This window comes from Gilliamella sp. B2969 (genome assembly GCF_026536195.1).
Lineage (GTDB): Bacteria > Pseudomonadota > Gammaproteobacteria > Enterobacterales > Orbaceae > Gilliamella.
In genome coordinates this window covers 126,395-153,208 of sequence record NZ_JAFNOP010000008.1, presented here as the reverse complement: position 1 = coordinate 153,208, position 26,814 = coordinate 126,395, and the positions used below count along the sequence as shown (strand labels likewise).

The following is a 26,814-nucleotide window of genomic DNA, read 5'->3' as shown; positions in this document are numbered from 1 at the left end:
TTGCTACACAATTGATTGATCTTGGATTAGAATTGTTGAAAATTTAATAATAACATAAGTTTTGGAATTTATTTATGAACCTGCACGAGTATCAATCAAAATATCTTTTTAAACAATATAATTTACCTGTTCCAGAAGGTTATGTTTGTAACTCAATTGATGAAGTACAAGATACCTTAGCTAAATTGGCGTCTCAAGCAGATATTCACGCTTGGGTGGCAAAGTGTCAGGTTCATGCTGGTGGTCGTGGTAAAGCAGGCGGCGTGATTTGTACACACGATTTTAATGAAATCAAACAGTTTGCAGAAAAGTGGCTGGGTAAGCATTTAGTGACTTATCAAACCACATCTAAAGGTCAACCGGTTAATCAAATTCTCATTGAAAAAGCGTCTAATATAGATAAAGAACTGTATTTAGGTGCAGTAATTGATAGAAGTTCTAAACGCGTAGTTATTATGGCCTCTACAGAAGGTGGGGTGGATATTGAAAGTGTCGCTGAAAAATCACCCCATCTAATTCATAAAATTTCACTCGATCCTTTAACGGGACCTTGTGCGTATCAAGGACGTGAACTCGCATTTAAATTGGGTTTATCCGGTAAACTAATTAATCAATTTGCTAAATTATTTGTCAATTTAGCTACGCTTTTTTTAGAAAACGATGTGTCTTTAGCTGAGGTGAACCCTTTAGTGATTACCGATGCTCAAGAGTTGATTTGTTTGGATGCGAAAGTTGTTATTGATGATAATGCGCTTTTTAGACATCCAAATTTAAATGTGCTAAGAGATACCACACAAGAAGATGAACGCGAATCAATTGCCGCCAAACAGGGAATTAGCTATGTATCTTTAGAAGGTAATATTGGTTGTATGGTTAATGGCGCAGGTCTTGCCATGGCTACGATGGATATTATCAAATTATATGGCGGTGAACCGGCTAACTTTTTAGATGTTGGTGGCGGCACGACCAAAGAACGTGTATCTGAAGCATTTAAATTAATTTTATCTGATAAAAATGTTAAAGCAATTTTAGTCAATATCTTCGGTGGTATTGTTCGATGTGATTTAATTGCTGATGGAATTATTAACGCAATAAAAGAAATAGGTCTTGCGGTTCCTGTTGTTGTCCGCCTTGAAGGTAATAATGCTGAGATTGCTCGAGAGATATTAGCTGAAAGTCAGTTAAATATTATTACTGCAAAAAGTTTAATTGATGCTGCACAAAAAATAGTTGCTGTTGCATAATAAGAAAGAGTGGAGAACGGAAATTATGTCAATTTTAGTTAATAAAGATACCAAAGTTATTTGCCAAGGATTTACTGGCAGTCAAGGAACCTTTCATTCACAGCAAGCATTAGCCTATGGCACTAAATTAGTTGGTGGTGTAACACCAGGCAAAGGTGGAACTCAGCATTTAGGTTTACCCGTTTTTAATACCGTAAAGGAAGCAGTAGCAACTACGGGGGCGACTGCAAGTGTTATTTATGTACCAGCCGCATTTGGTAAAGATTCAATTTTAGAAGCAATTGATGCCGGCATTAAATTGATTGTCTGTATTACAGAAGGTATTCCAACCTTAGACATGTTAATAGTTAAAGAAAAACTAAAACAAACCGATACTGTCATGATTGGACCTAACTGCCCGGGAATTATTGTTCCTGATGAATGTAAAATAGGTATTATGCCGGGGCACATTCATTTAGCCGGTAAAATAGGCATTGTTTCCCGTTCTGGTACTTTAACCTATGAAGCAGTTAAGCAAACTACCGACATAGGGTTAGGTCAATCAGTTTGCATCGGGATTGGCGGTGATCCTATTCCAGGTAGTGATTTTATTTCAATTTTAAAATTACTTGAGCAGGACCCTAAAACAGAAGCCATTGTTATGATTGGTGAAATTGGAGGTAGTGCGGAAGAGGAAGCCGCTGAGTATATTAAAAAACATGTCTCTAAACCTGTTATTGGTTATATTGCAGGGGTATCTGCACCATCAGGTAAACGTATGGGGCATGCTGGCGCAATTATTTCGGGTAATAAAGGCACTGCTGAAGAAAAAACCAGAACACTACAAGCTGCAGGTATAACTGTTGTTAGTAGTTTGGCTGATATCGGTGATGTTGTAAAAAAACAATTTAATATGTAGTTTTTTGATATCCGTCAAATTATATTTTAAAATATTGATGTACAATATCGGTCAATAACGATATTAATTTAGTGAGCATTTATGTAGTAGGGAGCAAATATGTTTGATATAGTTGAACTATCACGCCTCCAATTTGCACTCACTGCAATGTATCATTTCATCTTTGTACCATTAACGCTTGGTTTAGCGTTTTTGTTAGCAATTATGGAAACAGTATACGTTGTAAGTGGTAAGCAAGTTTGGAAAGATATGACCAAATTCTGGGGAAAACTCTTCGGTATTAATTTTGCCGTTGGTGTTGCCACAGGTTTGACAATGGAATTTCAGTTCGGCACGAACTGGTCATATTACTCACACTATGTGGGAGATATTTTTGGTGCACCACTAGCTATCGAAGGGCTAATGGCATTTTTCTTAGAATCGACAATGGTTGGTCTATTCTTTTTTGGTTGGGATAGATTAAGTCGAGGTAAGCACTTATTGGTTACTTGGTGTGTTGCATTCGGTTCAAATCTTTCTGCATTGTGGATATTAGTGGCTAATGGTTGGATGCAATTCCCTGTTGGATCTGAATTTAATCCTATCAATGCTAGAATGGAAATGGCGAACTTTTTTGAGTTAATTACCAATTCTGTTGCGCAATATAAATTCGTGCATACTGTTGCAGCAGGTTATTTAACTGGTGCTATTTTTGTTTTAAGTATTAGTTCATACTATCTACTTAGAAAACGTGATGTTGCTTTTGCCAAACGTTCTTTTGCTGTAGCTGCAATGTTTGGTTTTATTATGTCGATTTTAGTTGCGTTTATGGGCGATGAAGCTGGTCACGAAATGACCACTGTTCAACCAACTAAACTCGCTGCGATTGAAGGTGAGTGGGAAACTCAACCTGCTCCAGCATCATTTAATGTTATAGCTTTTCCTTCTCAAAAAAATAAAGAAAATTTATTTGCTATTGAGATTCCATATGTTATGGGTATTATGACAACACGTTCATTAGATACTCAAGTTATTGGTTTGAAAGACATCTTAAATACCAATGAAACCAAGATTCGTAATGGTGTTTTGGCTTATACAAACTTGGAAAAAATTCAAAAAGGTGATCAAGATCCTGCCGTATTAAAAGCTTTTGAAGATAATAAAGCTGATTTAGGTTATGGTTATTTGGTTAAACGCTTTACTGATCGTGATAATTTAACTATTCCTGAAGCAACAGAACAACATATTAAAGCTGCTGCTGAAGATTCTATTCCTACCGTTTGGCCGCTATTTTGGGCATTCCGTGGTATGGTTGGTCTAGGATTATTAATGATTCTTGGTACGGGTTTTGCTTTGTGGACCACTTATAAAAATAAAATTACAGAAAGACGCTGGTTACATCGTTTATTAATGTTGTTTTTACCATTCCCATGGCTTGCTTGTGAGTGTGGTTGGTTTGTTGCTGAATACGGTCGTCAACCTTGGGCTATTCAAGATATTTTACCAACAGGTGTAGCAAATTCGTCATTAACTCCAGGTGAAGTATTATTTACAATGATATTGATTTGTGGTCTTTATACCTTATTTTTAGTTGCTGAAATGTTTTTAATGTTTAAATTTGCACGTTTGGGACCGAGTTCTTTAGGTACAGGCAACTATCATTATGAAAAAACACAACCGGTAACAGAATAGGGCATAGGGAGTATACACAATGATTGATTACGAAATTGTACGCGTCATCTGGTGGGTGCTGATTAGCGTTGTTTTAATCGGTTTTGTTGTCACAGATGGATTCGATATGGGAGTAGGTATTTTACTACCATTTATCGGAAAAACTGATACAGAACGTCGTATTATGATAAATGCCATTGCCCCTCATTGGGATGGTAACCAAGTATGGTTAATTACTGGTGGAGCAGGTATATTTGCAGCTTGGCCAATGGCTTATGCTGCTTCATTTTCAGGTTTTTATATTGCGATGATATTAGTGTTATGTGCGCTATTTTTTAGACCAATTGGTTTTGATTATCGTAGTAAATTAGAAAATTCAAAATGGCGTAACTTATGGGATGGCGGTATCTTTGTTGGGAGTTTTGTTCCTGCATTGGTATTTGGCGTTGCATTTGGAAACTTACTAGAAGGTGTTCCGTTTAGATACGACAATACTTATCGTGTATTTTATGATGGTAACTTTTTCGGTTTGCTTAACCCATTTGCTCTATTAACAGGTGTCGTTAGTTTAATGTTAATAGTTGCTCATGGTGGAGCATGGTTGCAAATGAAAACCTCTGGTGAGCTTTATTTGCGCGCAAGGAAAGCAACTCAAGTGGCAAGTTTGATTTTAGTCATTGCTTTTGTTTTAGCTGGAGTTTGGGTAGCTTTTGGTATTCATGGATATGAAGTGACAAGTGTTATTGATCACAATGCTGCCTCTAATCCATTAGCGAAGACTGTATCGACCGATACATCATGGTTAACAAATTATATGAATTATCCAATTTTATGGTTAGTGCCTGTTTTAGGTGTCGTTTTGCCATTGTTAACTATTCTTTGTTCTGGTTTAAATAAAAACGCATTAGTTTTTATTTTATCGTCATTAACAATTGCTTGTGTATTATTTACTTATGCTATCGCAACATTCCCATTTATTATGCCATCAAGCATTATGCCAAATGCAAGTCTAACTATATGGGATGCAACATCAAGTCAATTAACACTTAATATTATGTTTGTAGTGGTATTAATCTTCTTACCAATAGTGCTTTTATATACTATCTGGTCATATATTAAAATGTTTGGACGACTTGATAAAAATCATATTGAAAATAATAAACATTCTCTTTATTAAGGAACAGATATGTATTATGTATTATGGTTTGTAGGCATTATTGCAGCTTGTATGTTATCTGCTGTTACTGGATTATGGGTAGAACATATTAGTAGTGATAAAGAGTCAAATAATCACTAATTTATTAGTATAGCGTTAATTAAAAAGGTGGCTTATCGTCACCTTTTTTAATTAAACATAGTCACTATAATCGAATTAGTCACAAATGATAATTGTTTTCATTTAAGTAATTTTATATCATAGTGCGGCGAATTTTATATTTAGATATAATAACAACAAATTTTTTTTTACGTGATATTTGAATATGAAACAATTTAATTGGAATGCAAGGGTTTATTATGAAGATACCGATGCAGGTGGAGTTGTCTATCATGCTCGGTATCTTGCTTTTTTCGAACGAGCTAGAACCGAAATGCTAAGACAACTCGATATTAGTCAACAAAAGTTATTACAAGAAGGTATTGCTTTTGTTGTAAAAAAGATGGATATTAGCTACCTCTTTCCAGCTCGTTTAGATGATATGCTGACAATTAGCAGTAGCATTGAGCAAGTTCGCAAGGCGTCTATTATCTTTAAACAGACTATTTTTAATCAAAACAAGCAAGCTATCAGTTCTGCTGATGTGATTATTGCGTGTGTAGATATGACTAAAATGAAGCCATGTGGGCTTCCTAAGTTATTAGTTTCGGAGTTTATATAAGTGGAAAATCTTAATATTATTGATTTGTTTTTACAAGCAGGTTTATTAGTACAATGTGTGATGATATTGTTACTGAGCTTTTCTGTTATGTCTTGGGCTATTATTTTTCAACGTAGTAAAATTTTAGGAAAAGCTAAAAAACAAGTTGATCAATTTGAAAATAGTTTTTGGGCATCTGATGAATTAAATGTTTTATTTGATAAAGCAAAATTCAATAAAGAAGATATCAGTGGTACAGAACATATTTTTTATTCGGGTTTTAAAGAGTTTTCTCGACTATATCAAATTAATCCAAATATGTCAGAAGCGGCATTAGATGGCGCATCTCGCTCGATGCGATTAGCCATGAATCGTGAACTTGATAATTTAGAATTACATATTCCTTTTTTAGGAACAGTTGGTTCTATCAGTCCATATATTGGTTTATTTGGTACTGTTTGGGGGATAATGCACGCATTTATTTCATTAGGTGCAGTTAAACAAGCAACACTTCAAATGGTTGCACCTGGTATTGCAGAAGCATTGATTGCAACCGCTATAGGGCTATTTGCTGCTATTCCTGCGGTGTTGGCATATAATCGTTTATCATTAAGCGTCAGTAGAATAGAGCAAAGCTATTTAAACTTTATTGATGAATTTTCAGCTATTTTACAACGTCAAGCTGTTGCGGTTAGGAAGTAATTAATTATGAGCAGACGTTCACGTTATTCCACAAAATCTGAAATCAATATAGTTCCATTATTGGATGTACTATTGGTATTGGTATTGATTTTTATGGCAACTGCACCCATTATCAGTCAAAGTGTTGAAGTTGATTTACCTGAAGCGTCGGAATCAAAAACAGTTTCACCTTCAGATAATAAACCAATCATTATTGAAGTATCTGATGTTGGCGTTTACGCATTGATCATTGATCAAGATCGTCAATCAAATTTACCGCAAGAGCAAATTGTTGCCGAGGTTAAGCATCAAATTTCACTTAACGAAAAAGCTGTTTTTTTAGTTGGTGGTGCTAAAAATGTTCCTTACGAAGAAATTATAAAGGCGTTGAATTTATTACAATCTGCAGGCGTTAAATCTGTTGGATTGATGACTCAACCAATTTAATTAAACATAATAATACGTTAAAAATGTCAGCAATGTCTTATAAGCCAAATTCTAAATTAAGCGTACCAATTGTAATATCTATTTTATTGCATTTAATATTAATTATCATTCTTGGCTATAGAGCTATACAAGATGATAATGCTAACTATGGTAGTATTAATGGTCAATCTATCGATGCGATTATGGTTGATCCCTCGGTTATGACTGAACAATATCAAAGGCAATTACAAGCTCAAACCAGTCAACAAAAGGCGGATAAACAAAAACAACAACAATTAGAAAACCAGGCTAAAGAGTTACAAGAGAAGCAATTAGCTGAACAGCAACGGTTAAAAGATCTTGAAAAAGAGCGTTTAAAAATTGCTGAACAACAAAAACAGCAAGAGGCAGAAAAAGCCGCTGCTGAAAAGGCCGCAGCCGAGAAAGCTGCCGCTGAAAAGGCTGCAGCAGAAAAAGCCGCTGCTGATAAGGCCGCAGCAGAAAAAGCTGCCGCTGAAAAGGCTGCAGCAGAAAAAGCCGCTGCAGAGAAGGCCGCAGCAGAAAAAGCTGCTGCTGAGAAGGCCGCAGCCGAGAAAGCTGCCGCTCAAAAGGCCGCCGCAGAAAAAGCCGCCGCTGAAAAGGCTGCAGCAGAAAAAGCTGCTGCTGAGAAGGCCGCAGCCGAGAAAGCCGCCGCTGAAAAGGCTGCAGCAGAAAAAGCCGCCGCCCAAAAAGCTTCAGCCGAGAAAGCTGCCGCTGAAAAGGCTGCAGCAGAAAAAGCCGCTGCTGATAAGGCCGCAGCCGAGAAAGCTGCCGCTGAAAAAGCCGCAGCCGAGAAAGCCGCCGCCCAAAAAGCTGCGGCAGAGAAAGCTAAACAAGCTAAAAATGATAAAGCATTAAATGATCTGTTAGGTGGATTAACCTCATCAGGTGCGCCAAGTACTTCAAATGCTCAAGGAGCAACGGCTAGCCGTAAAGGTGTGTCGGATGGTGAATTAGACAAATATAAGTCATTAGTACAAAATGCAATAAGTAATAAATTTATTAATCCTCCTAATGTTTATAGTGGGCAACACTGTGTTTTGCAGATTCAAATTGCGCCCGATGGATTATTACTTAATGTCATTTCAAAAGGTGGGGATGATGCTTTATGCCGCGAAGCGCTTGCCGCTACCAAACTTGCGGTGATACCAAGACCTGCCAATAATCTGTATAATGAAGTAAAAAATATGACTCTTGAATTCCAACCAAAATAGCTTAATGTTCAAATTTTGATCTTCATAAAATAAATTTTCAACATCTTTCACTCAAAGATGTTGAAAATGATTTAAACGTCCCAATATATTTTCTATTCATTCCAAATTTAGTTATTGTAAGTAAGAGAAGGAGCAGAATATGACAACAATAGTCAGTGTTCGCCGTGAAGGGCAAGTGGTTATTGGTGGTGATGGGCAAGTGACACTTGGTGAACGTATAATTATGAAAGGCAATGCCCGTAAAGTTCGTCGATTATATAATAACAAAGTAATTGCAGGATTTGCAGGCGGCACAGCTGATGCCTTTACGCTTTTTGAATTATTCGAACGAAAACTTGAAATGCATCAAGGTCATTTAACCAAGTCTGCAGTTGAGTTAGCGAAAGATTGGCGTACCGATAGGATGTTACGTAAATTAGAAGCATTGCTTGCTGTTGCCGATGAAAGTGCCTCATTAATTATTACTGGTACGGGTGATGTTATTCAACCAGAAGACGATTTGATTGCTATTGGTTCGGGAGGACCATATGCTCAAGCGGCAGCACGTGCGCTACTGGATAATACTTCATTATCTGCACATGATATTGTGCAAAAGTCATTATCAATAGCGGGAGATATTTGTGTATATACCAATAACTTCCAAACAATTGAAGAACTCAATTATTAATTAAACCGATTTAAGAGAAAATTATTATGTCTGAAATGACTCCTCGCGAAATAGTAAGCGAATTAAACCAACATATCATTGGTCAAGATAAAGCAAAACGTTCTGTTGCTATTGCATTGCGTAATCGTTGGCGTCGTATGCAGCTTGATGAAGCGTTACGCCATGAAGTAACACCCAAAAATATATTAATGATTGGACCAACAGGGGTAGGTAAAACCGAAATCGCCAGAAGATTAGCGAAATTAGCACGTGCTCCATTTATCAAAGTCGAAGCAACAAAATTTACAGAAGTCGGTTATGTTGGTAAAGAGGTTGACTCTATTATTCGAGATTTAACCGATTCCGCTGTCAAAATGATTCGTCAAGAAGCAATAGAAAAAAATCGCAATCGTGCACAAGAGTTAGCTGAAGAACGTATTTTAGATGTACTGGTCCCACCAGCGAAAGATGGATGGGGACAGGTTGAAAATAATAACGATTCAACAGCTAGACAAGCTTTTCGAAAAAAACTCCGTGAAGGTGCACTTGATGATAAAGAGATTGAAATTGAAGTAGCCGGCGTTAATATTGGTGTCGAAATCATGGCACCTCCGGGTATGGAAGAAATGACGAATCAATTACAATCGATGTTTCAAAATTTAGGTGGTCAAAAAACAAAACCACGTAAAATGAAAATTAAAGATGCATTTAAACAGTTAATTGAAGAAGAAGCTGCTAAACTTGTAAATCCTGAAGAACTTAAACATCAAGCCATTGAAGCTGTTGAACAAAATGGTATTGTGTTTATTGACGAAATTGATAAAGTTTGTAAGCGTGGTAATTCTTCTGGTCCTGATGTGTCTCGTGAAGGGGTGCAACGTGATTTATTACCTTTAGTTGAAGGATGCACGGTATCAACTAAGCATGGTTCAGTAAAAACTGATCATATTTTATTTATCGCTTCTGGTGCATTCCAAACAGCAAGCCCATCAGATTTAATACCGGAACTTCAAGGGCGTTTACCAATTCGAGTTGAATTACAAGCATTAACCAGTGAAGATTTTGAGCGTATTTTAACTGAGCCAAATGCATCACTCACTGTACAATATAAAGCACTTATGGCAACAGAAGGTGTGAATATTGATTTTACCACAGATGGGATACGTAAAATAGCGGAGTCTGCTTGGCAAGTAAATGAGCAAAATGAAAATATTGGTGCTCGTCGATTACATACCGTGCTTGAACGTTTAATGGAAGAAGTTTCGTTTGAAGCGAGTGAACTTAATGGGCAAACAGTTACAATTGATGCTAAGTATGTTGGTGAGCATTTAGATAAACTCGTTGCAGATGAAGATCTAAGCAAGTTTATTTTGTAGTTTTATTTTTAACTGGTAAACAAAAAAGGTGAGTATATTACTCACCTTTTTTATTATTCATTTGTCTTATTTTTATTTAGTTAGTAAACCTTCTAAAAGATCTACTGCTTTTTGTTTAGAATTTGATTTAGAGTCATCTTTTGAATTACGTCCTTCAAGTTTATTGCGTAATTTATCTAACTTGTCTTGCAACTTATCACTAAATAAATCCTTAATGACTTGTTCTAAATCAATTTGGTAATGAAGATTAGCAAATTGCCCATAAATATGTAACGGTATAGTTAGCTTTTGTAGTTTTGCAATGGTATCGTTTTTACCATTCCAGCCACCTAAAAGTTTAATGTTTAAATTCACATCTAAATCTTTTTGAGTCATACCAACTCTGCCTGAGCCAGAGGTGACATCGAGTGTTTGAGAATTGGCTCCTAACGTTGTTAGCTCTAAATTACCATTGCTTAAATAGCCATTAGCTGTGATATTAGAAAATTCAGTATAGTTTTTTTGATTTTCTGGATTAGATATATCTTTGGTATATTTTGCTGCTGCAGTTTGAATAATATTATTGATATTAATATTATTTAATCTGGCATTGGTCACATTGATTGCTACATTACCCTTTATACTTTCTAAGAGTCGATTACCTATTAATGTATTCGCTTCTAAATCACCATTTGCATTAAATGATCCTTGCAAATCATTAGGTGTTTCTATTTGGGTAAAGAACGTATTAAGATCAACATTACTAATTTTAGGACTCAATTTAATTAGCGTATTTTTTTGCTTACCATTTGCGATACCTGTTGCTATTACATGGCCTTTAGCAAAGTCAAAATTGATATCATGAAAGGTGGCTACACCATCATTATTGACCATATTTACATTGATATTATTCAATATAATGTTATTAGCATCTAATTGTTTTAAATTGAGTTTAAGTTTAGCATTGAAGCTATTAAGAAAATTGAGTTCGTTCTCAATTTTTTCAACGTTTGATACCACAGGAGGTGTTTGTTGTATAGTGATATTGTCGTTTACTTTTTTATCATTGGTTAAAAATGTCGATAGGTTCAATTTATCCGAGCTAAGCTGCAGATCAATATCAGGTTTGTTGTCTAAATTAGCAGTAAATGCACCATTAAAATTGTTTTCATTGATTGAAAAAGATAAATTTTTACTACTTAATTGCATTGGATTCGTTTGTTGATAATTAAATAATCCATTGATATTGCCTTTTAGAGCTTTAAACGATGAGGTAATGCCTTTATAAGAATATTCAAATTTCTTCAAATCAATAATTGCGCTATTAGGATATTGGGTTAAATCTACATCAGCATTAGCAGCATAATAAAGATCTTGTTGATTACGATCAACATTGCCTTTTACATCAATTGTCATTTTTTTATCTGATTTTTGCTCGATCGCTAAGTTAATATTGCGAAAGTTAATCAAATCATCTTTGTGTTGAATGACAACAGTACTATCAGTGACTTCAAGTTTGTTTAATGTAAACGCCCAATTTGATGGTTTTGCAGCTTGTTTAGTTTGTGATATTTCACCGTTAGATGTGTTTGGCTTGTTAGCTTCTTTGTTGTCAAAAACCAATCCTTTACTTTCATCGGTAATATTAATAATAGCCGATTTTATAAATACATTTTTGACAGTCAATTTTTTAGAAAACAGTGGGAACAACTCCACATCTAAACGCATATTATCTGCTGTTAGAATGGGTTTTTTAGCATCTTGATCAGAAAGCTTAACCGAATCAGTTAATATACTGACTTGTGGCCAAATGTGCCAACGTAAATTTCCTTCGATAGTTAATTCATAGCCTGTTTTATCTTTGACGGTATCAGTTATAAATCCTCGAAAATTATTGGGGTCAACAAAAACGATTAATGAGACAATACCGATTGAAATAATGAGGATTAAAATTAAAAGCGTAACCAATATTTTTTTGATCATATTAATGTTCCTTTAGAATATAAGCTACTAAGCGTGCTAGTCTTTATCAATACGACTGGCAACTGCACCTTGTTGATCTTTATATTTTGCATCTTTTCTGCTGTTGTAAGGTCTTGCTGCTTTCCCAGTTAATGTTTCAAAACTTAATGCGCCAATGGTCATTCCTGGTCTGAGCGCTAATGGGATTTTTCCCGAATTGTAAAATTCTAATACAATTTGTCCTTGCCAACCAGGATCGATACGGTGAGCGGTCACATGTACCATCAATCCTAATCTGGCCAGTGATGAGCGACCATCTAGCCAGCCAACTAAGTCGTCAGGAATAGTAACAGATTCTAACGTGACGGCTAAAGCTAACTCACCGGGATGAAGATAAAAAGCATCGCCTTCTGCAAGGACCATTTCTTCACTCATCACACGTTCAAGAACCGCTGATACTTGTTCTTTAGGACCACTCAAGTCTATATAAGGTGTAGTATGTTCCCGAAAGGTACGAAATTTATTACCCAATCTAACATCGACGGTTGCGCCATTGATACAATGAGTTGTTGGTTGCGGTGTAATTTTTAGTTTACCACTTTGTAAATACGCTTCGATATCTCGATCGCATAATCTCATGAGTTATCCTTAAATATACTGTTATTTGCTTATTCTAACAGGTTCTAACGATGCCGTCGATGTTGATAATTTAGGGTTTGATAACCCATGCACGACCATAATGATTATAGTATCCGGCTAATTTTCCTGGTTTATCACCGATTCCTAAATAAAGATCAAAATGTTGCCCTTTAATTGCGCCACCAACATCTAACGCTACCATCAACCGCGTTTCCCGACGACCTCGATATTGACCATCGTCATCAAGTAAGGGTACATCCACTAACACAACTGAACCAATTGGAATAAGTGATTTATCTGATGCCACCGATGCATTGGCAACCAGTGGTACCGCTGCTGCACCTTTTACCTCAGCATTAGGTTGAGGTTTAAAAAAAACAAATGAACGGTTTTGAATTAATAATGCTTTGACTTGTTTTTCACTTTTGTTTTTAGCCCAATCTTTAATGGCTTGAATTGACATTTTGTCTTTATCGATTTCGCCTTGTTCGACTAATAAGCGACCTATGCTTGAGTAACCATGACCATTTTTACCACCATAACAGAAGAAAACTAAAGGGGTACCATCTTCAAAATCAATATAAGCACTTCCTTGTACTTCCATAATAAAATTATCCATCAAGGAATTACTGTAAGCAATTTCAAGACCCTTTCCGGCTAGGGCTCCATTATAAATTTGTTCGCGATTCGGTAATCGTCCACTAGTTTTTGCAGGCATTTTATAAATAGGGTATTTGAACTCTGCATTTGGTTGGTGTCTTGCTTTGATGACAGGGGTGTAGTACCCCGTTAAATGGACATTACCATAACCATCTTGGCCTGCCATTTCATAACTATTTAGCCCCACTTTGTTAAATTCATCTGCCCCTAACGACCGGTTAATCCAGTTATCTATTGCTTTATAAATATGTTCATTTTTTCGATATAAAGATGGGGATGTAGATTTAATTTTGTTAACTTGAAGCACATAATCGGTAATATTGACTGGAATCCCCAGATCAGGATGACTAACATTGAGTGGCGAACTAAGTTTACCATCTTTGTACAGTTGTCCTTGTTTAAATTGACGTTTTGCATTACTTTGACATCCAGTTAAAACGGTTAGTACAAATAAAATGCACACAATATATATTCGATAATGGCGGTTATATTCTTTCATCTTAGTTAATCATTATAATACGTTATAAAATTATAGGTGGTTATGCTACACAATTCTATTATAAGAAACTACCACTAAATGTGATGTTGCCATAAAAAGTTTTCATAACAATTAAGCTTGCGGTTTGACGGCATAAACTTTATAGTCCTACACTACGGATAGTAGTGTGAAATTTTGAAACTTAAAGGTAATCAATGCGATGAGCGATACATCTCCAAACAGTGATCTTAAACGAAATCTTTCCAATCGACATATTCAACTAATCGCAATCAGTGGTGCTATTGGTACCGGCTTATTTATGGGGTCAGGTAAAACGATCAGTCTTGCAGGACCATCGATTATTTTTGTGTATATGATAATTGGCTTTATCTTATTTTTTGTTATGCGAGCCATGGGTGAAATCCTTTTGTCTAACTTAAAATATAAATCCTTTAGTGATTTTGCCAATGATCTGTTAGGCCCTTGGGCTGGGTTTTTTACAGGATGGACTTATTGGTTTTGCTGGGTAATCACTGGAATAGCTGATGTTGTTGCTATTGCTGGTTATGCGCAGCATTGGTTCCCTCAATTACATGCATGGATCCCAATGCTCTTGACGGTAATTGTGTTATTGACGTTGAATTTATTAACAGTGAAAATGTTTGGTGAAACCGAATTCTGGTTTTCAATGATTAAAATTGTTGCAATTTTAGCATTGATTGTTGTTGGACTTGTTTTGATTTTGACTGCTTTTCACTCAGAGCAGACCAATACTACCGCTTCTTTTGCCAATTTATGGAGTTATGGTGGGTTTTTCCCTCATGGTTCAATGGGCTTTTTTGCTGGTTTTCAAATTGCAATCTTTGCTTTTGTGGGTATTGAATTGGTGGGTACTACAGCCGCTGAAACTGTTGATCCAAATAAAAATCTACCTCGAGCAATTAATTCGGTACCCGCTCGTATTATTTTCTTTTACGTTTTTGCGTTAATTATTATTATGAGTGTCACACCTTGGATTTTAATTTCGCCAAATAAAAGCCCGTTTGTTGAGTTATTTACCTTAATTGGTTTACCCGCCGCCGCCAGTGTTATTAATTTTGTAGTTTTAACTTCAGCTGCATCTTCTGCCAATAGTGGAATTTACTCTACCAGCCGAATGTTATTTGGGTTAGCCAAAAAACAAGATGCTCCAGAACCTTTTGGGAAATTATCGCGCAGATCTGTCCCTGCCAATGGTTTACTGTTTTCATGTACCTGTTTATTTGGTGGTGTAGTTTTAATTTATTTAGTACCGGACGTAATGGCAGCTTTTACCATTGTTACAACCATTTCCGCTATTTTATTTATGTTTATTTGGTCGATGATTCTGGTTTCTTATATCGCCTATTATCGAAAAAAAGCGGATTTACATCAGCAATCTAAATTTAAAATGCCTGGTGGCGTTTTAATGTGTTATGTATGCTTGGCATTTTTTGCTTTCGTAATTGTATTATTGACGTTTGAGACAGATACCCGCCAAGCGCTTATAGCAACACCAATTTGGTTTGTTATTTTAGCGGTAAGTTATTGTGTTCGTGGTTTAAAAAGACAGTAAAATCTAATAGTTAGGCAGGTTTTTTATCTGCCTAATATTATGAATTGTTTGCGGGTTTATTCTTTTTAGGCCAGATAAAACTGGCAATAATCCCTAAAGCTAATAGACCTAACACAATATATAAACTCATTGTTGGGGTAATGTCGATTCCGTATCCGAACAAATGGTTGCTAGCATTCAGAGCCAATTTGATAGCGATAAAAAATAATAAGCAAATAACAGCTTTACCTAAATGCACGAGATATTGTTGCATCGCTTCTAATACAAAGTACAGTGTTCTTAAACCTAAAATAGCAAATATCATTGCACTATAGACAATTAAAGGTTCTTGGCTCACCGCGATAACTGCTGGCACGGAATCAAAAGCAAACATGACATCACTCAGCTCAATAACGACAATACATAAAAAAAGCGGTGTTGCATATAACGCTTTGTGAGTATTGATATTGCTTAAATTTTTATTTTCTGGTTTAGTCAATTCATTTTGAACTTGTTTTCGTGACAAAAAAAAGTGATGACCAACCAGTTTGGGATAGGTTGGAAACAGACGGTTAGCAATTCGGTAAGCAATATGGTGTGAGTAATCTTTGATAGCTTGGTCATGATTTTGGTTTTTTAACATCATTACGCCACTGTAGGCAACGGCGACTGAGAAAACCAATTCCATCCAAGGACCTAGGGCTAATAATTCGGTACCAATGATGACAAAAATAGCCCGGAAAATAATCGCGCCTATCACGCCTAAGTAAAGTAATCGATGACGATAATTTTCAGGAATGCTGAACCACGAAAACAGTGCCATAATGACAAATAAATTATCGATTGAAAGCGCCTTTTCAAGCACATAACCTGTTAAAAATAAGCTTGCTATTTCAGCGCCGTGATGAATATATAAAAATAGCGCAAAACATAATGCAATAACAATCCAAAAAATAGACCAGGTTATAGCATTAGTTAAAGTAATAGGCTTATCATTATGATGAGCATATAAATCAATACTTATTGCTACAATTGCTAGTATAATAAAAACTAAAATGGTTTCTATAGGGAAACCTAATGAGTTGTGAATCATAGTGACATTACCTAATTTTCAGATTGATTTATGACGTAATGTAAGTATTGTTCTAAGTTATATCAAACATCTTCATAAAAATGATTGAGTATATATTGATAGCAAAACCAAAAAAAGATATATTTATCAAATTGTTTAAACTGTCTTTGTTTATTAAACTTTCGAGCAAACTTCCATGCTAAATTTTCGGCTATTTATCTTATTTATTATCGCAATTTTTTCCAGTCTACTCCAAGCACAATCTGTTGAACCTTATATTTCTACTCTACCCAAAGGCAGTGACATATCAATTTTAGTACAGACGGTTGAAAATAATCCTAAACTTTTAGCTAAATATAAAAGTGATCAATTCAAGCAACCGGCCAGTACACAAAAAGTGATTACTGCTTTAGCAGCCGAACTTGAGTTAGGCAGCGATTTTCGGTTTATTACACGAATGCAAACTAATGGCACAATAAGTAATAAACAATTAAATGGTGATTTAATTATCCAATTAAGTGGTGATCCAACGTTTTCGCGTGAAAAATTACGCAGTATGCTTATTGCTTTACGCCAAAAAGGGATTGAAAAGATTGCAGGTAATATAATTTTAGATACCTCGATTTTTACCAGTCATGATAAAGCACCAGGCTGGTCATGGAATAACTTAACGGCTTGCTATAGCGCACCTTCATCAGCCGCAACAATTGATGATAACTGTTTTTACGCAACAATTACACCGAATAAAGTTGGTGCTATTGCATCTGCATCTGTTGCCGCTAGCAATCCTGTGATAATTACCAGTGATGTTCGGACTGTTGCTGCAAATAGTAAAGATTTAAATGATAAATATTGCGAACTTGATGTGAGTTATTCAGATAAAAATCGATATTATTTGTCTGGGTGTATCTCAGCTAGTGCCGATAAAATGCCATTAAAGTTTGCTGTTGTTGATAGTATTGAATATTTTTCAACGATTTTAAAGAATGAACTAAAAGCACAAAAAATAAGTTATACCGGTGGCATAATAGAAAAAAACAAAAAAACTAACTCACAACTTACTTTGTTAACCGCAAGTCAGTCTGCTCCTTTGTCTGATTTATTAACTGTGATGTTGAAAAAGTCTAATAACTTGTATGCTGATGCTATATTTAGAACACTGGGTGCTCACTATTTTAATATCTCAGGTACCTGGCGTAATGGAAGTGATGCGGTAAAACAAATTTTACGCAAAAAAGCAGGAATTAATTTAGAGAATCTTGTCATTGCGGATGGTTCAGGATTGTCGAGATTAAATTTAGTTAGTGCCGATAAATTAATGGAAGTATTACAATACATTGCAGCTAATAATGCACGCTTAGGAATTATTGAAAAACTGCCCATAGCTGGAATAGATGGCACTTTGCAATATCGTAAAAGTTTTAGCCAACCACCGTTTAAAGAGGCTATTATTGCGAAAACAGGTTATATACAAGGTAGTTATAATTTAGCTGGATTTATTCAAAAATCTGATGGTCATTATATTGCTTTTGTTCAGTTACTGTCAGGCTATCAAGCTGAAAGCCAAAATGAGCCTAAAAGTGCAATTATGAAATTTGAATCTGAATTTTATAAGAATTTTGTTAACTAATGTGAATTACAGGAAGATTATACTTGCGTGTATATTCTTCCTTTTTTAATCGATAATTCGCTAAAGGTTATCGCCCAAAAAGCCGCCACTTTGATGTTTCCAAAGTTGTGCATATAAACCATTTTTATTTAATAGCTGTTGGTGTGTACCTTGCTCAATGATTTTACCTTGATCGAGCACGACTAATCTATCCATTGCTGCAATGGTCGATAAACGATGGGCTATCGCAATAACGGTTTTTCCTTCCATTAAGGTATATAAACTTTCTTGAATGGCTTGCTCTATTTCAGAATCAAGTGCACTTGTTGCCTCATCCAAAAGTAAAATAGGGGCATTTTTTAAAATGACTCTAGCAATTGCGATTCGTTGTCTTTGCCCTCCCGATAATTTTATACCTCGTTCGCCTACATAGGCGTTATAACCTGTTCTACCTTTAGCATCGACTAATGTTTGAATAAAGTCATCAGCATGGGCTTTTTTAGCCGCTATGATCATCTCTTGCTCACTGGCTTGATTATTACCATAAAGTAAATTTTCTTTTACTGAACGATGCAGTAGCGAGGTATCTTGGGTGACCATACCAATTTTGGCACGTAAACTTTCTTGGGTAACATTGGTAATATCTTGACCATCAATAATGATTTTACCACTCTGTAAATCGTAAAAACGTAACAGCAAGTTAATTAGTGTCGATTTACCAGCACCAGAACGACCGACTAATCCAATTTTTTCACCAGGATTGATGGTAAGATCTAAATTCTCGATTACCGCATTTAACCGTTTTTTATCATAATTAAAATCTATATGCTTAAATTCAATTTTACCTTGATTGACTTTAAGCTCAGTTGCATCGGGTTTATCTGTGACAGCTTGAGTGGCTGAAAATGTTTTTATTCCATCTTTAACAACACCAATGTTTTCAAATAAGGACGCTATTTCCCACATGATCCAATGTGAAAAACCATTTAATCGTAGTGCAACTGCGGTTGTTGTGGCAATCGCACCCACTCCGACTAATTGTTGGCTCCATAGCCAGAGTGAAATCGCTGTCGTACTTAAAATCAGTGAAATAGAAAGCAAATGGTTTACAATTTCAAAACTGCTCACTAGGCGCATTTGTTTATTGACTGTAATTAAAAATTCATCCATGGACTCTTGGGCATATTTAGCTTCATTGCCAGCATGTGAAAAAAGTTTTACTGTCATAATATTGGTATAGGCATCTGTCACGCGTCCTGTCATGGTTGATCTGGCGTCTGCCTGCATACTCGCCACTTTACTTAAGCGTGGAATGAAATAGTACATAGCAATGCCAAAAAGGACACACCAGCCAAAAAAGGGTAATAAGAACCAAGGATCGAGTTGTCCAATAATTGCTGCCATGGTGATAAACGAGATAAGCACATAAACTAAAATATCTGCTACCAAAAAACAGGTATCTCGAACGGCAAGGGCTGTTTGCATGACTTTTGCTGATATTCTGCCTGCAAATTCGTCTTGAAAAAATCGCATACTTTGATTTAGGACTAAACGATGTAAATTCCAACGTATTCTCATCGGAAAATTACCAGCAAGTGACTGATGCTTAATAATGGTTTGTAAGCCAATAATCAACGTACTTGCTAAAATGATTAAGGTAAATAAAATTAAGGTACTTTTTTCTTGTTGCCAAAATTTACTTGGCTCAATGACAGCCAGCCAATCAACTACTTTACCTAAAGCCGCAAATAAGAAAGCTTCAAAAGCGCCACTTAAACCACTAAGTATAATGAGTGATAATATAAAAATGCGAATGCCTTTTGTGGATTGCCAAATAAATTTAAAAAAGTTTTTAGCGGTAGGTTGTGCGTCATCTTTAGGATAAGCTGACACCAATTTTTCAAAAAATCGATACATAATTGACCCAATAATTAGTAAGGTTAGCCATTGATTTTTTATCAATGATCAAAAGAAATATGCGGGTAATAGTTATAGATATAAATTATCTAAACACTAAATTGTTGTGTGATATTTTTAGATGAACATTATTTAGCTTTCTACCTGATGTAGGAAAATTATACCTATTAGTAAAATAACGAGGAAATTACAGGTTGTAGATTTCCTCGTGTTTAAATTATAGCCTGAACTAATTTGGATTGCTACTTATGGTATTAAAAAACATCTTTAATGATTTGTACTGCACGACCTACAATATTGTATTTTTCGAAATGAGCTTTAGGAACCTCAATAGTTGGATATTGGTTATTGTTACAAATTAAGATCCAACTGCCCAGTGTTAATCTTATTTTCCTAAGCAAGGTAAAATTTTCATATTCGATTAAATAAATGGCACCATCAATAAGTTCACTTTCTTGTGTGTTGATAATCACGCCATTATTATTTTCAATGTCTGGTGCCATTAGATCGCCTTTAGCCCAATAAATTATTAGTTTTCGGATATCGAGGCCTCGATGAGCAGCCCAACCTTCAACGATAGGATAATTCATCACTGGTGGGGTTTCACGAACATAACGCTGAGTTTGCGCTTCTTCTTTAGTGGGTAATTGTTTTTTATAAACAGGAATTCGATAAATATTTTCGTTATAAATACCATCATCTTCGTCTTTAGGATCGAAAACTTCTAATTTATAACCGGTAGCAAGCCAGTTGAAAGATACATTACATTTTTCCGCAATGACTTCTAAACGGGTAAGAGATGGATATGTTTTACCTGATAAGTAATCTCTGATAACAGTTTCTGACATATCACATTTTTTAGCAAAGGCAGAAACAGATAAACCTTGCATAGAGCTGTATAATCTATCTTTAAATGTTTTAACATTTTTATTTTTAATCATATTTATTTCTGTCTACTTTTTATTTTCATCCGTTTACTAATTATAAAACATATTTTTTTAGTTTTATATATATGATTATCAGAATAGTTTGTATTTAAAAATGTTTTTTCTTAATTTCGGTTAAATTATTCGTTTTATATTCTGATTTTTATTTAATTTTACGTTTTAAAATTAGAGTTTTTAAAAAAATGATGATGTGTTTTTTTCTGTTTTAAAAAAGTTATTTTATACGAAAAATAAAGTATTTTTATAATTTAATATGTTTTTTTTAATAATTTTTGATTTAAGTTAAAATATTGAAAATGAAATAATTAAGTGGTTATTATATTGTATATTAATGATTTTATTTGTTTTATTTTTAATTTTGCTACCTTTCTTTAAATAAATACGAAAGCAAATAAAAACGTTGACTAAAACGAAAAAAAATGGATAATAAGCAGGGTAAGGATTTTTCATTGTTTTCTTTCCTTATATTCCTTATATTTCATGTTGGCCTGTATATTTATATACAGGTCTTTTTTTTATCCTAAAATAACTTGTTGTGAAATCCCTTAATAAAAAGCGTATAATTAAGCTAATACTTTAAGTGCTGTGTTGTTGTTTTGGATCAAGCATAGCAGTAATACTTTTTAAAAGAGGATTTTTATATGTCATTTAGCATTCCACACCTTTTAGTGTTTCTTGCTGTAGTCATTTTATTATTTGGCACAAAAAAACTACGTAATTTAGGGTCTGATTTAGGTTCAGCTTTAAAAGGGTTTAAAAAAGCGATGAATGATGATGACACTGAAGTCAAAAACGATAACAAACTTGATAATAAGTAGCGATATTTGTTGGTATGAATAAAAATTTTGATATTGCTATTGTTGGTGGTGGATTAGTTGGTTTAGCAACTGCTTGCGCACTTAGTCAACATGGTTTAAACATTGCGCTTGTCGATGCTAACATTCATCAGCATCAACAATTATTTCATAATGAGATAGGTATTCGAGCGTCTGCAATAAATAATGCTAGTCAGCGTTATTTTGCGCAAATTGGAATATGGGATGATTTATTAGCAAGTAAACGAGTACAAGATTTTTCTGAAATAGGTGTTTGGGAAAAAAATGGTCAAGCACATTTAGCTGCTCATGCCAAAGATTATGGTTATGCTAATCTTGGTTATATCATTGAAAATGATGTAATATCTCACTATCTTTATCAATACGCATTATCACGTACTAACATCACCATTTATACTGATCAAGCAATTAATAGTGAGTTTAGCCAAGATTACGCTTGTCTAACATTATCTAATGAAACTGTATTATATGCTAAATTAGTCATTGGTGCTGATGGGGCACACTCTTGGATTCGAAAGCAAGAAAACATTTCTGTTTTTGAACGTAATTATATTCATCATGCTGTAATAACCACAGTTGAAACGCGTTACCCACATCAATCTTGTGCAAGACAGATTTTTTATCCAAATGGTATTGTCGCTTTTTTGCCGCTTTGGCAACAAAATAAAAGTTGTTTGGTTTGGTCAACAAAGCCTGATAATGCGGCAATGCTATCTTCAATGTCAGAATCAGATTTCTGCAATGAATTATTTCATTTAACGGGTGATAAAGTCGGTCAATGTCAGTTAATCAATCCAAGAATGGTTTTCCCATTGAAAGCGCGTTTAGCAAGACAATTTATTAAACATCGTTTAGTGTTAATTGGTGATGCTGCTCATACCATTCACCCTTTAGCTGGGCAAGGTGTCAATCTTGGATTTCAAGATTCAGCATTATTGGTTACAACAATTAAAAAATTAATTGATCAACAAAAAGATTTTGGATTAGTTGATAATTTAAAATTGTTTCAATTTATGCGTCGAAAAGATACCTTAGTGATGTTAACCGCTATGCGAACCATACAAGATATGTTTAACGGTGATAGTCTTGTTAAAAAATTAATAAGAACAGTTGGTATGAATACTATCGATCATTGCTCTCCTATCAAAAAACAGTTAATTAAATATGCTATGCATATTTAAGTTAAATTTATGACTTCATTACCCTTAAGCATGGCTTGATGGATAATGAAGTATAAAACTGAGTTATTTAAACGCTGTAGCATAAGAGCTTGGTATAAATGGTGAGGATGGGATATGTAAAGCCCAATATGGATCGCGTAATAACCCTCGTCCAATGCCAATAAGATCAGCATCTTTAGTGCTTAATACATAATCAGCTACATATGGATCTTCGAGCATACCGACGGTGATAATCGGCAAATTTGTTATTTTGCGAATGCTTTGCGCTAAATATACTTGATAGCCAGCATGAAATTCAGGGGTATGTGCTGGATCTAACTGTCCGTCCCCCCCTCCACTGACATCTAATACGTCAGCGCCAGCATCAGCAAAGCATTTGGCCAGTTTACGCCCGTACTCAACATCATAGCCGTCCTTTCCATATTCTTGGGCTGAAAAACGCACTATTAAAGGCATATCCGATGGCATGACTGATTTGACGGCTTCGATAACTTGCTCAGCAAATAATAATTTATCTTGCCCGTATTTATCAGTTCGGTGATTACTTTTTGGTGAGCAAAATTGATGGATCAAATAGCCATGTGCCGCATGTATTTCAATCGCATCAAACCCAGCAGCAATTGCTCTTTGGGTTGATTGTTTGAATTTTTCAATGATCTCGATGATTTCATCTTTGGATAATTCCCGAGGCGTTTGGTATTGCCATTTTTCCATGGCTTCGTTAGCGCCATCATATTTAATTGGTGAGCACGACACGACATCAGATGTACCTAATGCTTTGCGTCCGGCATGGGCAATTTGGATGGCGATTTTGCCATTTTGTGCATGTACAGCATCAACAATTCGTTTGAATTGATCTTTTTGCTCATCATTCCATAAACCCAGACAATTTGGCGAGATTCGACCATTTGGCGCGATATTAGTCATTTCTACAATAATTAATCCAACACCGCCAACCGCACGCGACACATAGTGAACAAAGTGCCAATCATTAGGCACGCCATCCGTTGCTTGATATTGACACATTGGCGGCATCACAATACGATTTTTGAGTGTTAATTTTTTTACAGTAAATGGCGTATTAAGATATGAAATTTTTGCCATAAATGACTCCTTAAGTATTGAGTAATTGGACCATTAAACCGTTTTTAATTTAAAAATATTGATGGTAGCTTTATGATTATTAACTATTACTGAAAACATTTTAGTGATGATTGCCACCATAATGGTTGCTTTAATTTATAGAACAACGATGTACTTATCAATATTAACTGCTATTTAGCATATTGTATTATAAATAATCTTATTCTAAGCAAGAAGAGGATTATTCCGTTTCTTCTTGTTATGTACAAGGGGTATTGTGTTAGTTTTTAGTCTATTTGATGCTATCCATTTTTATTATTTTCAATTCGGATTAATTCTTGTGCCAGGAATTTTAATTAAGCTAATCTATAATAAAATCAGAAGTTAATTGTGATTATTTAATCGATCATCTTAAACAATCAACAATTCGGTTTGTTTAAGCAGAAGAAAAAATAAGATTATAAACAATGTGTTAAACTATATTAACTAAAGCTCAAATATTTTTATTAAAAAATAGGGTTGAGTTGTTTGTGATATCAATTTAAATTCAATGATTGTACTATTTTTTAGTATTGTAAATATACCAACTGACGATACCAAGTAACCCCAATAGCGTTCCGGTAATGGCTATCGATAGCCAACCATAGTGGCTAAATAAGTAGGTTGAAGTAACCGAGCCCAGCATGCCTCCAATAAAATAGCAAACCATATAACCTGTGTTCATTCGACTGCGGGCATCGGGTCTAATTTGATAAATAGCACTCATATTAGAAACATGGGTAACTTGTACCGAAAAATCGAGCAATATTACGCCTAAAATTAGCGCTATGATTGAATACTGTGCTAGTGAAAGTGGTAGCCAAGATAGTAGTAATAAACATAAACCAATGGTTGTCGCTAGTGTGCCTTTACCTATATCAGATAATTTTCCGACAATCGGTGAGCCAAGAGCACCAGCCGCTCCCGCTAAACCAAACAGGCCAATAATAAAATCAGAATAATGGTAGGGCGCATCAGTCAATAAAAACGCAAGTGGCGTCCATAATAGTGAAAATAGGGCAAAAGAAATAATTGCCAGTAGCGAACGAATTCTTAGTATTGGTTCTTGTTTATAGAGCGTGCCGATTGATAATAACAGTTTAAAATAATTAATATTAATGGTATTGCGATAGGTAGGCAAATAAAAACCAAGTAACGCAGTGACAGTGATCATAATAGTTGCCGCAATCCAATAGACATAATGCCAGTCGGCATTTGACGAAATAGCCCCTGCAAAGGTTCGACCTAATAATATACCTAATAACATACCGCTCATTAATGTACCAACCACCTTTCCTCGATGCTCAGGTTTTGATAAGGTCGCAGCGAATGGAATTAATACCTGGGCGACAGTTGAAAAGAGTCCGGTCAAGGCCGTTCCTAGTATTAGCATCCATAAATTGATCGATAAAGCGCTAATAATAAGACCACATGTTGATAAGATCATTAAAATCAGTATCAATTTTTTACGTTCGAGTTTATCACCTAGCGGCGTAATAAATAATAAGCCGACAGCATAACTAAATTGTGCAGTCATAATGATCGCGCCAGAGTGTTCAACTGCAATGTTTAAATCATTGGTAATAGAGTGTAACAGAGGTTGTGCATAGTAATTACTGGCAATAGTAATACCTATTGCAAATGCCATTAAAAAAATTAACCACTTCGACAAAGCTTGATTTTGTGTATTGTTCATTAGCTATTTTAAATAAAAATAATCGGCAATTATATACAAAAAATATGGGTAGAAAAACTTGGCTTGATATTAAACGAATTGTTTTAGTAAGTTATAAATTGGTGTTGCCAAGCCAATTTTTGCATTCTCAGTTTTCAAATTATACCAATAACCATTGGTCTCATCTAAACACTTTTTATAATTAGTGATAATACACTTCATCGGTATAATATCTAAGTGAAAATGGCTAAAAGTGTGTCGAAACGAAATTAATTGTTCTGGCGGCGTGGTTTCAATTCCCCTTTGGATTAACCAATCTTCTAATGCTTGTTGATTTGCAAATTCGGGTAAGCAATATAAGCCTCCCCAAATTCCTGATGGCGGTCTTTTTTCTAACCATATTGCGTGTTGATATTCTAGTATCAAAAAATAAGCGGTTTTTTCAGGAAGCGTTGATTTAGGTTTTTTAGTTGGAAATTGTTGCCAACTTTCGGTTTTGTAAGCTATACACTCAACATTGAGTGGGCATAAGTTACACTTAGGTTTAGAACGCGTACAAACTGTCGCGCCTATATCCATCATCGCTTGATTAAATTTTGCGACATCGTGTTTTGGCGTAACTTGTTCACTCAACTGCCATAGCTTATTTTCGATAGTTTTGTTGCCTGGCCAGCCTTCTACGGCAAAATAACGAGTCAGTACTCGTTTAACATTACCATCTAAAATAGCAAAATGTTGATTTTGTGATAGTGATAAAATAGCACCGGCAGTAGAGCGTCCGACTCCTGGTAATGCAACAACATCATCAAAACGAGTCGGAAATATACCTTTAAATTTGTCATTGACAATTTGTGCGGCTTTATGCAAATTACGTGCACGAGCATAATAACCCAGTCCAGTCCAAAGGTGTAGAACATCGTCAATAGGCGCGTTGGCAAGATCAGAGATCTTAGGAAAATGCGCAATAAATCGCTTAAAGTAGGGAATAACTGTGGCAACTTGGGTTTGTTGCAACATAACTTCCGACAACCAGACATGATAAGGGCTTTTTTCTATTTGCCATGGTAGCGTCTTTCTACCAAACTGCTCATACCAGCGAATGACCGCTTGAGAAAAATGTTGCATCATTTTCAT

At 35.2% G+C, this 26,814-nt stretch carries 24 protein-coding genes; 15 read left to right on the top strand and 9 right to left on the bottom strand.

Annotated features, from left to right (window positions below):
* The first annotated feature begins 74 nt into the window (after positions 1-74).
* The 11 genes from sucC to hslU all read left to right on the top strand — a co-directional run bounded on the left by sucC (position 75) and on the right by hslU (position 10,030).
* Positions 75-1,244 (top strand): ADP-forming succinate--CoA ligase subunit beta, encoded by a 1,170-nt coding sequence (sucC, locus tag J3U66_RS08910; RefSeq protein ID WP_267333281.1) that lies wholly within the window; start codon positions 75-77, stop codon positions 1,242-1,244.
* A gap of 25 nt (positions 1,245-1,269) precedes the next feature.
* The gene (sucD, locus tag J3U66_RS08905) at positions 1,270-2,142 is read left to right on the top strand and encodes a succinate--CoA ligase subunit alpha (protein WP_267333282.1); all 873 of its coding nucleotides are present in this window, start codon (positions 1,270-1,272) and stop codon (positions 2,140-2,142) included.
* Positions 2,143-2,241: 99 nt separating this feature from the next.
* Entirely contained in the window at positions 2,242-3,813 is a 1,572-nt protein-coding gene (locus tag J3U66_RS08900) for a cytochrome ubiquinol oxidase subunit I (RefSeq protein ID WP_065634310.1), read from the top strand.
* Positions 3,814-3,832: 19 nt separating this feature from the next.
* Positions 3,833-4,969, top strand: coding sequence for a cytochrome d ubiquinol oxidase subunit II (cydB, locus tag J3U66_RS08895; protein WP_267333283.1), 1,137 nt, complete (start codon positions 3,833-3,835; stop codon positions 4,967-4,969).
* Between the two features lie 9 nt (positions 4,970-4,978).
* Positions 4,979-5,089: a cytochrome bd oxidase small subunit, CydX/CbdX family gene (locus J3U66_RS08890; protein WP_267333284.1), complete on the top strand. Its 111-nt coding sequence runs from the start codon at positions 4,979-4,981 to the stop codon at positions 5,087-5,089.
* A 184-nt stretch (positions 5,090-5,273) separates the two neighbouring features.
* Positions 5,274-5,669 (top strand): tol-pal system-associated acyl-CoA thioesterase, encoded by a 396-nt coding sequence (gene ybgC, locus J3U66_RS08885; protein WP_267333285.1) that lies wholly within the window; start codon positions 5,274-5,276, stop codon positions 5,667-5,669.
* Positions 5,670-6,350 (top strand): protein TolQ, encoded by a 681-nt coding sequence (tolQ, locus tag J3U66_RS08880; protein ID WP_267333286.1) that lies wholly within the window; start codon positions 5,670-5,672, stop codon positions 6,348-6,350.
* 6 nt (positions 6,351-6,356) lie between these two features.
* Positions 6,357-6,776 (top strand): colicin uptake protein TolR, encoded by a 420-nt coding sequence (gene tolR, locus J3U66_RS08875; RefSeq protein ID WP_065634314.1) that lies wholly within the window; start codon positions 6,357-6,359, stop codon positions 6,774-6,776.
* Between the two features lie 23 nt (positions 6,777-6,799).
* Positions 6,800-8,008: a cell envelope integrity protein TolA gene (gene tolA, locus J3U66_RS08870; protein WP_267348769.1), complete on the top strand. Its 1,209-nt coding sequence runs from the start codon at positions 6,800-6,802 to the stop codon at positions 8,006-8,008.
* Between the two features lie 139 nt (positions 8,009-8,147).
* Positions 8,148-8,675, top strand: a complete 528-nt coding sequence (gene hslV, locus J3U66_RS08865) for an ATP-dependent protease subunit HslV (RefSeq protein WP_065556332.1) — start codon at positions 8,148-8,150, stop codon at positions 8,673-8,675.
* A gap of 26 nt (positions 8,676-8,701) precedes the next feature.
* Complete coding sequence (hslU, locus tag J3U66_RS08860; protein WP_267333288.1) at positions 8,702-10,030, top strand: HslU--HslV peptidase ATPase subunit; 1,329 nt, start codon at positions 8,702-8,704, stop codon at positions 10,028-10,030.
* A gap of 72 nt (positions 10,031-10,102) precedes the next feature.
* On the opposite strand, the gene asmA is transcribed toward hslU, so the two are convergent.
* The 3 genes from asmA to mltA form a co-directional block, all read right to left on the bottom strand.
* Positions 10,103-11,992, bottom strand: a complete 1,890-nt coding sequence (asmA, locus tag J3U66_RS08855; RefSeq protein WP_267348767.1) for an outer membrane assembly protein AsmA — start codon at positions 11,990-11,992, stop codon at positions 10,103-10,105.
* A gap of 36 nt (positions 11,993-12,028) precedes the next feature.
* Positions 12,029-12,610, bottom strand: coding sequence for a dCTP deaminase (gene dcd / locus J3U66_RS08850; RefSeq protein ID WP_065634318.1), 582 nt, complete (start codon positions 12,608-12,610; stop codon positions 12,029-12,031).
* A 70-nt stretch (positions 12,611-12,680) separates the two neighbouring features.
* Positions 12,681-13,769, bottom strand: a complete 1,089-nt coding sequence (mltA, locus tag J3U66_RS08845; RefSeq protein WP_267333290.1) for a murein transglycosylase A — start codon at positions 13,767-13,769, stop codon at positions 12,681-12,683.
* A gap of 199 nt (positions 13,770-13,968) precedes the next feature.
* Between mltA and cycA the strand changes: the two genes are divergently transcribed.
* A complete protein-coding gene (gene cycA, locus J3U66_RS08840) occupies positions 13,969-15,342 on the top strand; it encodes a D-serine/D-alanine/glycine transporter (protein ID WP_267333291.1) in 1,374 nt (457 codons plus the stop codon).
* 37 nt (positions 15,343-15,379) lie between these two features.
* Here the strand turns inward: cycA and J3U66_RS08835 are convergent, their stop codons facing one another.
* Complete coding sequence (locus J3U66_RS08835) at positions 15,380-16,414, bottom strand: TerC/Alx family metal homeostasis membrane protein (protein WP_267333292.1); 1,035 nt, start codon at positions 16,412-16,414, stop codon at positions 15,380-15,382.
* A 175-nt stretch (positions 16,415-16,589) separates the two neighbouring features.
* Between J3U66_RS08835 and dacB the strand changes: the two genes are divergently transcribed.
* Entirely contained in the window at positions 16,590-18,023 is a 1,434-nt protein-coding gene (dacB, locus tag J3U66_RS08830; RefSeq protein WP_267333293.1) for a serine-type D-Ala-D-Ala carboxypeptidase, read from the top strand.
* A 60-nt stretch (positions 18,024-18,083) separates the two neighbouring features.
* On the opposite strand, the gene J3U66_RS08825 is transcribed toward dacB, so the two are convergent.
* Both J3U66_RS08825 and J3U66_RS08820 read right to left on the bottom strand, forming a co-directional pair.
* A complete protein-coding gene (locus J3U66_RS08825; protein WP_267333294.1) occupies positions 18,084-19,919 on the bottom strand; it encodes an ABC transporter ATP-binding protein in 1,836 nt (611 codons plus the stop codon).
* A 254-nt stretch (positions 19,920-20,173) separates the two neighbouring features.
* Complete coding sequence (locus J3U66_RS08820) at positions 20,174-20,860, bottom strand: LexA family transcriptional regulator (protein WP_065634324.1); 687 nt, start codon at positions 20,858-20,860, stop codon at positions 20,174-20,176.
* A 647-nt stretch (positions 20,861-21,507) separates the two neighbouring features.
* Here J3U66_RS08820 and J3U66_RS08815 point away from each other — a divergent pair.
* Entirely contained in the window at positions 21,508-21,684 is a 177-nt protein-coding gene (locus tag J3U66_RS08815) for a Sec-independent protein translocase subunit TatA (RefSeq protein ID WP_065634325.1), read from the top strand.
* Positions 21,685-21,698: 14 nt separating this feature from the next.
* Positions 21,699-22,883, top strand: a complete 1,185-nt coding sequence (locus J3U66_RS08810) for an FAD-dependent oxidoreductase (protein WP_267348765.1) — start codon at positions 21,699-21,701, stop codon at positions 22,881-22,883.
* A gap of 63 nt (positions 22,884-22,946) precedes the next feature.
* On the opposite strand, the gene J3U66_RS08805 is transcribed toward J3U66_RS08810, so the two are convergent.
* The 3 genes from J3U66_RS08805 to mutY form a co-directional block, all read right to left on the bottom strand.
* Positions 22,947-23,987 carry an NADH:flavin oxidoreductase/NADH oxidase gene (locus J3U66_RS08805; RefSeq protein ID WP_267348763.1) on the bottom strand — a complete coding sequence of 347 codons (1,041 nt, stop codon included), beginning with the start codon at positions 23,985-23,987 and terminating at the stop codon, positions 22,947-22,949.
* A gap of 538 nt (positions 23,988-24,525) precedes the next feature.
* On the bottom strand, positions 24,526-25,701 hold the full coding sequence (locus J3U66_RS08800) for an MFS transporter (RefSeq protein ID WP_267348761.1): 1,176 nt from the start codon (positions 25,699-25,701) through the stop codon (positions 24,526-24,528).
* A gap of 69 nt (positions 25,702-25,770) precedes the next feature.
* Positions 25,771-26,814, bottom strand: a complete 1,044-nt coding sequence (mutY, locus tag J3U66_RS08795) for an A/G-specific adenine glycosylase (RefSeq protein WP_267348759.1) — start codon at positions 26,812-26,814, stop codon at positions 25,771-25,773.